At 71.0% G+C, this 10,765-nt stretch carries 9 protein-coding genes; all 9 read left to right on the top strand.

Annotation, left to right across the window (positions count from 1 at the left end; all coding sequences use genetic code 11):
* On the top strand, positions 1–772 hold a 772-nt coding region (locus GT042_RS22580; RefSeq protein WP_161310546.1), incomplete at its 5' end, for an ROK family protein.
* Between the two features lie 188 nt (positions 773–960).
* On the top strand, positions 961–2,307 hold the full coding sequence (locus tag GT042_RS22575; RefSeq protein ID WP_161310545.1) for an ABC transporter substrate-binding protein: 1,347 nt from the start codon (positions 961–963) through the stop codon (positions 2,305–2,307).
* A gap of 11 nt (positions 2,308–2,318) precedes the next feature.
* Positions 2,319–3,317 (top strand): sugar ABC transporter permease, encoded by a 999-nt coding sequence (locus GT042_RS22570; RefSeq protein WP_237531080.1) that lies wholly within the window; start codon positions 2,319–2,321, stop codon positions 3,315–3,317.
* Between the two features lies 1 nt (position 3,318).
* Entirely contained in the window at positions 3,319–4,221 is a 903-nt protein-coding gene (locus tag GT042_RS22565) for a carbohydrate ABC transporter permease (RefSeq protein ID WP_161310544.1), read from the top strand.
* Between the two features lie 5 nt (positions 4,222–4,226).
* Positions 4,227–5,492 carry a 6-phospho-beta-glucosidase gene (locus tag GT042_RS22560; protein ID WP_161310543.1) on the top strand — a complete coding sequence of 422 codons (1,266 nt, stop codon included), beginning with the start codon at positions 4,227–4,229 and terminating at the stop codon, positions 5,490–5,492.
* Positions 5,489–6,505, top strand: coding sequence for a BadF/BadG/BcrA/BcrD ATPase family protein (locus GT042_RS22555; protein WP_161310549.1), 1,017 nt, complete (start codon positions 5,489–5,491; stop codon positions 6,503–6,505). Before GT042_RS22560 ends, GT042_RS22555 begins: the two co-directional genes overlap by 4 nt.
* Positions 6,506–6,844: 339 nt before the next feature.
* Entirely contained in the window at positions 6,845–8,185 is a 1,341-nt protein-coding gene (locus GT042_RS22550) for a hypothetical protein (RefSeq protein ID WP_345943871.1), read from the top strand.
* A gap of 128 nt (positions 8,186–8,313) precedes the next feature.
* Complete coding sequence (locus tag GT042_RS22545) at positions 8,314–9,282, top strand: glutamate ABC transporter substrate-binding protein (RefSeq protein ID WP_237531079.1); 969 nt, start codon at positions 8,314–8,316, stop codon at positions 9,280–9,282.
* A 214-nt stretch (positions 9,283–9,496) separates the two neighbouring features.
* Positions 9,497–10,765, top strand: a 1,269-nt coding sequence (locus GT042_RS22540) for a hypothetical protein (protein ID WP_161310547.1), incomplete at its 3' end; no start/stop codon positions are given.

Below are 10,765 nucleotides of genomic sequence, written 5' to 3'. Positions count from 1 at the left end.
CGAGGCCGTGGACGGCGCGCTGCGCGCGGCCGGGCTCGGCCACGACGACCTGCGCTGCACGGTGATCGGGACCCCCGGCGCCATCGACCCGCAGACCGGCCAGCTGCGGTACGCGCCGCACCTGCCGGGCTGGCACTCCCGTACGCTCCGGGCCGATCTCGCGGAAGTGCTGGGCACCCCGGTCTTCATCGAGAACGACGTGAACCTCGCGGCGATCGCCGAACAGTACGAGGGCGCGGCCCAGGACCACGACGACTTCGTGCTCGCCTACCTCGACGAAGGGGTCGGCGCCGCGATCGTGCTGGGCGGCACCCTGCTCAGGGGCGCCACCGGCGGCGCCGGGGAGATCGGCTACATGCCGCTGCCCGGCGCGCCGCTCGCCCGGGGCGGGGTCCGTGACTGGGCCGGGGACGACGCCGGCGGCGGTTTCCAGAGCCAGGTCTCCACCCCCGCCGTACGGAAACTCGCCGGCGGGGCGCCGCTGGCCGAGGCCCTGGCCGACGAGGGCGTACGGGACCAGGTCGCGGCGATGCTGGCCACCGGCCTGGCGGCCGTGGTCGCCGTGGTCGACCCCGAGCTGGTCGTGCTCTCCGGCGCGGTCGCGGAGGCCGGCGGGGAGGCGCTGCGGGAGCGGGTCGAGATTGAGCTGACCGGGCTCATCCTGCCCAGACCCCTGCTGCGGATCAGCGACCTCGACGGCGACCCGATCCTGACCGGGGCGCTGCGGTCGGCCCTCACCCAGGCGCGCGACACCGTCTTCGACACCACCTGACCGCGCCTCGCGTGCCGCTTCCCCGTACCCCACAGGCCTTATCCCACAGGCCCCTTGTCCCGCACTCGTACGCGTATCCGTATCCGTACCGGTGTGCGTCCCCCGCCTTCCCCGCGACGCCCCCGCGTCCCCTCAGAACCCACCCGCCGCCGTTTTCCCGTACCCCTCCCCCGTAAAGGAAGTCCGCCATGGCGCGATGGCGTATACGCACCTGCGTGTCCGCGGCGCTCGCCGCATCGGCGCTGCTGTTGTCCGGCTGCGCGAATCCGAGCACCGGGAGCGACACCGACGACCCGACCAAGCCGGTCACGCTGAAGTTCTGGCACGGGTGGTCGGCGCCCGGCGAGGTGAAGGCGATCAACGCGAACATCGCCCGCTTCGAGAAGCTCCACCCGAACATCAAGGTCGTCTCCACCGGCAACGTCGGCGACGAGACGATCAACCAGGCGCTGCGCGCCGGCGGCAGCAAGGCTCCTGACGTGGTGACCTCGTTCACCACCAACAACGTCGGCCAGTACTGCTCGTCCGACATGTGGGTGGATCTCGACCCCTTCTTCAAGAAGAGCGGGATCGACAAGTCGAAGGTCTTCCCGAAGACGCTGCTGGACTACACGCAGTACCAGGGCGTCCAGTGCGCGGTGCCGCTGCTCGCGGACGCGTTCGGCATGTACTACAACAAGGACGCGTTCAAGGCCGCCGGGATCGCCTCGCCGCCCCGGACGATGTCCGAGCTGAAGGCCGACGCGGTCAAGCTGACCGAGAAGAACAAGGACGGCTCGATCAAGCGCGCCGGCTTCATGCCGAACTACCAGCTCTACCAGAACGCGCCGGACCGGATGTTCGCGCAGTGGGGCCCGGAGTACTTCGACGACAAGGGCAAGGCGCGGCTCGCCGACGAGCCGAAGACCGAGGACTTCTTCTCGACGATGAAGTCGATCGCCGACGCGCAGGGCGGGTACGCGGCCATGGAGCGGCTGCGCCAGACCTTCGGCGACGAGTACTCCAACGGCAACGCCTTCCTGAACGGCAAGCTCGCCATGCACCTCGACGGTGAGTGGCGCGGGCTGATGCTGGACGACGAGAAGGCGACGTTCGACTGGGGCGTGGCGCCGCTGCCCGTACCGGACGACCAGGCGGACACGTACGGGCGCGGCTACCTGACCGGCACCGTCGCCGGGATCGCGCACAGCAGCATGCACCAGAACGCCGCGTGGGAGCTGGTGAAGTTCCTGACGGTCGACACCGACTCGGTGGTCAGCTTCGCCAACGCGATCCACAACGTGCCGTCCACGAACGAGGCCCTCAGGTCCCCGAAGCTGGACCAGGACCCGGCGTTCCAGGAATTCCTCAAGATCGCCCAGAACCCGTACAGCCAGGCGGTCCCGCCGTCCAACAACGGCGGCCAGTACATCACCTCGTTCGGTGACTTCTCGCAGTCCGTCGAATCGGGCAGGACGCCGCTCAAGGACCTGCCCGGCGCTCTGAGGGAACTCGACGACCAGATCGACGCCGACAACGTCCAGTCGGAGAACTGAGGAGCCGGGTCATGGCACTGTCACTCACCACCTCGGCGAAGGCCGCCAGGTCCGGGGCCGCCGGGGCACCGCGCAACACCCCGCTGCGCCGCAAGCAGAACCGCGAGCGGATGCGCACGCTGGGCTTCCTGTCCCCGTGGCTGATCGGTTTCTCGGTCTTCTTCGCCTATCCGCTGATCGCCACCGTCTACTTCTCCTTCATGCACTACAACCAGATCAAGGCCCCGGACTTCGTGGGGCTGCGGAACTGGAAGTACGTGTTCCAGCAGATGCCGCTCTTCGGTCCCGCGCTGTGGAACACGATGTGGCTGGTCGTCGTGATGGTCGCGCTGCGGGTGGCCTTCGGCCTGGGCATCGGCCTGCTGGTCACGAAGATCAAGACGGGCGTCGGCCTGTTCCGTACGGCGTTCTACATCCCGTACCTGGCCCCGCCGGTCGCCGCGACCGTGGCCTTCGTCTTCCTGCTGAACCCGTCCACGGGCCCGGTCAACGAGATGCTCGGCTGGATCGGGCTGCACGGCCCGAACTGGTTCAACGACCCCAGCTGGTCGAAGCCGTCGCTGGTGCTGCTCTCCGTGTGGGGCATCGGCGATCTGATGGTCATCTTCATGGCCTCGCTGCTGGACGTGCCCAAGGAGCAGTACGAGGCCGCCGATCTCGACGGCGCGGGGGCCTGGTCGAAGTTCCGTTACGTCACCTGGCCCGCGATCACCCCGATCGTCCTGTTCGCCGTGGTCACCGGGGTCGTACAGACCATGCAGTACTACACGCAGGCCCTGGTCGCCGGGAAGCTCGCGTCGGGTGTCTCCATCGGCCCCGGCACGGTGATCCAGCCCGGCTACCCCGACCACTCGACCCTGACCGTCCCGCAGCTCGTCTACTCACTGGGCTTCCAGAACTTCAACACCGGCGCGGCATGTGTGCTCTCGCTCGTGCTCTTCGCCATCGCCATGGCCGTCACCCTGCTGCTGATGCGCAAGAGCGTCGGCCTCATCCCGGCGGAGGACTGAGATGACCACCACCCTGACCGCACCACCCGTTGCCGCCGGGCGGACCCGCGACCGCGGACCCGACGCCGCCCGCCACCGCCGCAAGCGGATCCTGAACTGGATAGCGGTCCACTCCGTGGCGCTCGCGCTGGCGCTCTTCTTCATCCTGCCGTTCGTGTTCGTCTTCCTCACCTCGGTGATGAGCGACGGGCAGGCGCTGAGCGGCGACCTGTGGCCCACCTCGTGGCACTGGTCGAACTACTCGACGGTGTTCCACACGCCGGGCTTCCTGACCTGGTGGCGCAACTCGCTGGTGTACGCGGTGCTGGGCACCGTCTTCACGGTCTGTTCGTCGGTCCCGGTCGCGTACGCCCTCGCCAAGTTCCGCTTCCGGGGCCGCCGTACGGCCATGATCCTCGTCATCTCCACGATGATGCTGCCGCCGCAGGTCATCATCATCCCGATGTACCTGGTGTGGGCCCAGCAGTTCCACCTGTCGGGCTCGCTGTGGCCGCTCATCATCCCGATGGCGTTCGGCGACGCGTACTCGATCTTCCTGCTGCGGCAGTTCCTGCTCACCATCCCGCAGGAGTACATCGAGTCGGCGAAGGTCGACGGCTGCGGCGAGCTGCGCACGCTGCTGAAGATCGTCGTACCGATGGCCAAGCCCGGCATCGCGGCCGTCGCCCTGTTCCAGTTCTTCTACTGCTGGAACGACTATTTCGGGCCGCAGATCTACGCCGCGCAGAACCCGGGGGCCTGGACACTGAGTTATGGGCTGGAATCCTTCAAGAGCGCGCACTCGGTCAACTGGAACCTGACCATGGCGGCGACTCTGCTGGTGATGGCCCCGGTCATCGTCGTGTTCTTCTTCGCACAAAAGGCCTTCGTCGAAGGCGTCACGCTCACCGGAGTAAAGGGCTGAGAACCATGAAGCTCGCAGTGGTAGGCGGAGGATCGACCTACACACCCGAACTCATCGACGGATTCGCACGGCTGAGGGACACTCTGCCGATCGAGGAACTCGTACTGATCGACCCGTCGGCCGACCGGCTCGGACTGGTCGGGGGGCTGGCCCGGCGCATCTTCGCCAAGCTGGGCCACCCGGGACGGATCACCACCACGTCCGACCTGGACGCGGGGGTGGAGGGCGCCGACGCCGTCCTGCTCCAGCTGCGCGTCGGCGGACAGGCCGCGCGGAACCAGGACGAGACGTGGCCGCTGGAGTGCGGCTGCGTCGGACAGGAGACGACCGGCGCCGGAGGGCTCGCCAAGGCGCTGCGCACGGTGCCGGTGGTGCTCGACATCGCCGAGCGGGTGCGCCGTACCAACCCCGACGCGTGGATCATCGACTTCACCAACCCGGTGGGGATCGTGACCCGCGCGCTGCTGGAGGCCGGGCACAAGGCCGTCGGGCTGTGCAACGTGGCGATCGGCTTCCAGCGCAAGTTCGCCGCGCTGCTGGACGTCGCGCCGTCCGAGGTCCACCTGGACCATGTGGGGCTCAACCACCTCACGTGGGAGCTGGGGGTGCGCCTGGGCGGGCCCGAGGGCGAGAACCTGCTGCCCAAGCTGCTGTCCGAGCACGCGACGGCGGTGGCCGAGGACCTGCACATGCCGCGCGAGATCGTCGAGCGGCTCGGCGTCGTCCCCTCGTACTACCTGCGGTACTACTACCAGCACGACGCCGTCGTACGGGAGTTGCGGACGAAGCCGTCGCGCGCCTCCGAGGTGGCGGCGATGGAGAAGCAGCTGCTGGAGATGTACGGCGACCCGTCCCTGGACGAGAAGCCCGCGCTGCTCGCCAAGCGCGGGGGCGCCTTCTACTCGGAGGCCGCCGTGGACCTGGCGGCGTCGCTGCTGCGCGGCGGCGGCAGTCCGGTGCAGGTGGTGAACACGTACAACAACGGCACCCTGCCGTTCCTGCCCGACCACGCGGTCATCGAGGTCCAGGCGAAGGTCGGCACGTCCGGCGCGGTGCCGCTCGCGGTGCCGAAGCTGGACCCGCTGTACGCGGGGCTGGTCGCGAACGTCACCGCGTACGAGGATCTCGCCCTCCAGGCCGCGCTGCACGGTGGGCGCGAGCGGGTCTTCAAGGCGCTGCTGTCGCATCCGCTGATCGGACAGTACGAGTACGCCGAGGCGCTCACCGACCAGCTGATCGCGCACAACCGGGAGCACCTCGCGTGGGCATGAGCACGGGTACGGGCACGGCCGGCCCGGCGGCGGGGCGCGGCAGCGTCCTCGCCGTCGACGCCGGGAACAGCAAGACCGATGTGGCCGTGATCGGCGCCGACGGTTCGGTGCTGGGCACGGCCCGCGGGGGCGGCTTCCAGCCGCCGGTCGTCGGGATCGAGGCGGCGATCGACATCCTGGCGGTGGCGATCGCCGAGGCGGCGTCGGCGGCGGGGCTGCCGGGGCTGGACTTCGCCGACCATGTGTCGGCGTGTCTGGCCAACGCCGACCTGCCCGTCGAGGAGCGGGAGTTGGCGGAGGCCGTGCAGGCGCGGGGGTGGGGGCGTACGACCGACGTGCGCAACGACACCTTCGCGATACTGCGGGCCGGCCTGCCGAGCGGCGCGGAGCCGCGCGGGGTGGCCGTCGTGTGCGGCGCGGGCATCAACTGCGTCGGCATGCTGCCGGACGGGCGGACGGCGCGGTTCCCCGCGCTCGGGCGCATCTCCGGTGACTGGGGCGGCGGTTCGGGGCTCGCGGAGGAGGCGATGTACCACGGCGCCCGGGCCGAGGACGGCCGGGGCGAGCCGACGGAGCTGGTACGGACCCTGCCGGGGCACTTCGGCCTGGCGACGATGTACGACCTGATCGAGGCGCTGCACCGGGGGCACATCCCGTACGCGCGGCGGCACGAGCTGACGCCGGTGCTGTTCGCGACGAGCGCGGCGGGCGACCCGGTCGCCCGTTCGCTCGTGGACCGGCTGGCGGAGGAGGTCGTGGCGCTGTCGACGGTCGCGCTCGGCAAGCTGGACCTGCTGGGCGAGGAGGCGCCGGTGCTCCTCGGGGGCAGTGTGCTGGCGGCGCGTCATCCGCAGCTGGACGACGGGATCGCGGAGCGGCTGGCGGCGAAGGCGCCGAAGGCGTACGTGGAGGTGGTCACGGCGCCGCCGGTGCTGGGGGCCGCCCTGCTGGGTCTCGACCAGGTGGGGGCGAGCGCGGAGGCGCATGTGCGGCTGGGTGAGCACTTCGTGTGAGGTGCCGTCTTTCGGGCAGGTGCTGCCGCCGCCGGGGTTCTCCCGGCGGCGGCAGCGTCGGTTCCACGGCTCCGGGACCGCGCCCTCCCGGCACATGGCGGATGATCGCCACGAACACCCACGAACGCCCCGGAACGGGAACCGATCAGGCGTGCGCGGCGTATTCATGGTGGGAAGCGGGACAGGCGCGGGCGCACACCGGCCCGGCGCGATCCGTACAAGATCGTGCCAAGGCTGCTGCCAATGTCCGTCCCTGCGGCCATACTGCTGGTCGGGAGGGGTTCCCGGGCTCGCGAGGGGGTGAGCCGCCGCCGTCCGATCGACCCAGGGGGAGGTCACGTGACATACCCAGCGTCTCCGTCGCCCGCAGCGCACGGCGCGTGGGCCGAGACCGTGGAGCGCCTGCGCGCTTCCGCGACGACGGAGCCCGGGCGGCTGCGGATCATCGGGGCCGCGCTGGCCCTGCTGGTCGTGGCCTTCGGCGCGGTGACGGCCTGGGAGGTCTCCGACCGTTTCGCCGCCGCCGACGACGTGGTGACCCGCAGTCAGCCGCTGAGCGCGGACGCGGCGAACATATACCGCTCGCTGGCCGACGCGGACACGGCCGCGGCGACGGGCTTCCTGGCGGGCGCGCGGGAGCGGCCCGAGGATCTGGCGCGGTATCGGAAGGACATAGAGACGGCGTCCCGGCTGCTGGTCAAGGCCGCGGCCAACACGGGCGGTTCGGGCGGCGGCGACGCGGCCCGGCAGATAGCGACACTCAACGAGGCCCTCCCCCGGTACACGGGTCTGATAGAGCGCGCCCGGGCGAACAACCGTCAGGGACTGCCGCTGGGCGGCGCCTATCTGCGGTACGCGAACCAGCAGATGACGAGCGACCTGCTGCCGGCCGCCGAGAAGCTGTACGCGGAGGAGACGGCCCGGCTCGACCGGGACAACAACGACGCGCGGGTGTGGCCGTTCGTCTCCCTCGCGCTGGGCGTGCTGGCCTTCGCCGTACTGTTCTGGGCGCAGCGGCGCAACTATCGTCGTACGAACCGGCTGTTCAACCACGGCCTGCTCGCGGCGACCGCCGCGTCCACGGTCGTCCTGCTCTGGCTCGCCGTGGGACACACGGTCGCGCGGACGGAGTTGAACAACGCGCAGGTCCACGGGCAGGAGTCGCTCGCGGTCCTGAACGACGCGCGGATCAACTCCCTGAAGGCACGGGCGAACGAGAACCTCACGCTGGTGGCGCGGGGCGCGGTCCTCACGGCGGACGGCGACGACAAGTACGAGACGGACTACACGTCGGGCATGGCGAGGCTCACCACCGCGCTCGACCGGGCGAAGGGCCTGGCCGACGACAGTTCGGGCGTCGCGCCGGTGGCCGACGCCATCGCCTCCGCCGGCGAGTGGCGGCAGCGCCACAGGTCGGCCAGCGCCACGGACAAGGCCGGTGACTACGAGCTCGCGCTGGAGCAGGTGATCGGCACCGAGGGATCCACCGGTGAGTGCTTCGACCAGGTGGACGCGGCCCTGGAGAAGGCGATCGCGCACGAACAGGTGGAGTTCGACGCCTCCGCCACGGACGGCAGGAGCGCGCTGACGGGACTGGCCGTCGGGGCCGGGATCCTCGCCCTGCTCGGGGCGGTGGCCGCGATCCTGGGCATCGGCCGCAGGCTTTCGGAGTACCGGTGAGAGGCGGAGGGATGACTTCCATGGACAGGCTCCGCCGGTCCGGCGGGCCGCGCCCGTCCGGCGGCCTTCGCGGCGCCGGGAGGCTCCGTGGCTGGGGAAGGCTCCGTGGCTGGGGCGGTGTCACGGCCATGGCCACGGCCTGTGTGGTGACGGCGTCGCTCACCCTGCTGCCGCTCGCCCACAGCACGTCGGAGAAGGGACCGGACCGGGCGGCCCAGCAGGTGGTCACCGCCACGTCCGCCGCCGCCGAGGATTGCTCGGAGCCGGAAGCCAGCCTGCCGCCCTCCACCGCCGACGGCCCGACGATCGAGCGGATCAAGGCACGGAAGAAGTTGATCGTCGGCGTCGACCAGAACAGCTACCGCTGGGGATACCGCGACCCGGAGTCGAACCAGATCCAGGGCTTCGACATCGATCTCGCACGGGCGATCGCCGACGACATCCTGGGCAGCCCGGACGCGATCATCTTCCTCGCGATCCCCACCAACCAGCGGGTGCCCGCGCTGGAGAAGGGCACGGTGGACCTGGTCGTCAGGACGATGACGATCAACTGCGCCCGGATCAAGCAGGTCGCCTTCTCCACCGCCTACTTCCAGGCGGGCCAGCAGGTGCTCGCCCCCAAGGGGTCGACCATCACCGGGCGCGACGCGTCCCTGGCCGGGAAGCGGGTCTGCACGGCGGAGGGCTCGACGGCGTACGAAGCGCTGAAGGAGGAGTCCTTCGGCGCGATCTACCAGGACAAGAACGACGGGAAGCCCGGTGACGAGGACCTGTTGACGGTCCCCAACCAGCTCGACTGCCTGGTCCGGCTCCAGTTGGGCGAGGTGGACGCGGTGGTGACGGACAACGCGCTCGCCGCCGGCCAGGCCGCGCAGGACCCGACGGTCGAGCTGACGGGCAAGCCGTTCACCACGGAGTACTACGGCGTCGCGGCCAAGCTCGGGAACGACGACCTGGTCCGCCGGGTGAACGCGGTGCTGGTGGGGTATCGCGCCGGTGGGGACAACAGCCCCTGGATGACGTCGTACCGGAAGTGGCTGGCGGCGGGGCTGCCGGGGATCACCGCGCCGCCCCCCGCCAAGTACCGGAACGGGTAGGCGGACCGCTCGGGCGGCCCCCGGGAGGTGCCGCGTCCCCCGAGGACGGGCGTCGTCGCTCAGGACGGGCGTCGTCGCTCGGCACAGGCGTCGTTGCTCAGGATGTGCGTTGTTCCGACACGGAGTTCCGGCAGGACACGAGCGAGCGGAGAGGTGATCGATGGGCGGCGCGGGCTCCATCCCCGACTCCAGGGGAGTGCCTTCGGGACCGGTGATGGACCGGGACGAGGCCGACCGTGCGCTGGCGCGCCTCGAAGCCGAGCACGAAGCCATCGAGACCTCCCTCCTCGCCCTCCAGGACCACGCGGGCCGCAGGCTCCTCGAAGGGGCCGCGCTCACCGGCGTCACGAAGGACCGGTGGGCGGCGACCGAGCGGACGATCACGCTGCTGTGGACGTACTTCGACGCCTACAGCGCGGCCCTGAGCGGGGCCCGGGACACCCGCGCCAGGCGCCGCTGGCCGAACCGCGACGACCTGGTGGAGCTGACCGAGACGCTGCGCGGCAGCAGCGTCACGCTCTCGGGTGCCGCCGCGCTCGCCGGGCCGGCGGAACAGCAGCCGCCGTCCTCGATCACCGGCCCCGCCCAGCTCTCCGAGCGCTTCACGCTCGCGGAGCTGGTCTCCCGGATGAACGAGCTGTACGCGCGCGCGCTCGACACGGTCGTGGCGGCCGACTCGGTGTGGTCCGCGCTGCCCGCCCGGATCGACCTGCTCTCCGCCGAGCTGCGGCGCACGCTGTCGCTCGCGCACTCGGTGGGCGTACGGCCCGGGGAACACCCCGCCGGGGACGACCTGGAGTCGATCACCCACGAACTGACCGACCTGCGCGCGCAGGTGGTGTCCGACCCGCTGGGCTTCTGGCGGCCCGCGTCGGGGAGTTCGGCCCCCGGCGGCGGCCGGCCCGACACCGAGCGGTATGACCGGGCGGCCCGCGCGCTGGAGGACGTACGACGGGAGATCGAGGCGGTCCTGGCGGTGCGCCAAGACTCGGAGGAACGGCTGATGCGGCTGCGTGACGTCGTGTCGCGCGCGGACCGCACGCTGACCGAGGCCCGCGCCGCCCGGGGCGAGGTGCTCGCGAAGATCGCCGCGTCGGAGGTGCCCGCCGTCAGCGGGCCGCCGATCGTCCTCCACGAACGGCTGTCGACCGCCGCCGAGTACCGCAGGCACGCCCAGTGGCACCGGCTCTCCCCGCTGCTGGAGTCCCTGGAGCGCGAGGCCGAGGACGAACTGCTGCGGGCCCGCGAGTCGTTGACCGCCGTCACGCAGCCGCTCGCGGTCCGCGCGGAGCTGCGCGGCCGGCTCGACGCGTACAAGGCGAAGGTCGCCCGGCACGGCATGGCCGAGGACCCGGTGCTGATCGAGCGGTACGACGCGGCCCGCCGGATGCTGTGGAGCGCGCCGTGCGACCTGCGGGTCGCCGAGCAGGCCGTCCTGCGGTACCAGCAGGCGGCGGCGGACCTCCTGGTCCCGCGCGCGCCG

The organism is Streptomyces sp. SID3212 (assembly GCF_009865405.1).
In the GTDB taxonomy this organism is placed as follows: domain Bacteria; phylum Actinomycetota; class Actinomycetes; order Streptomycetales; family Streptomycetaceae; genus Streptomyces.
The sequence above is the reverse complement of the archived record's forward strand: the minus strand, read 5'-3'. Positions and strand labels throughout refer to the sequence as shown.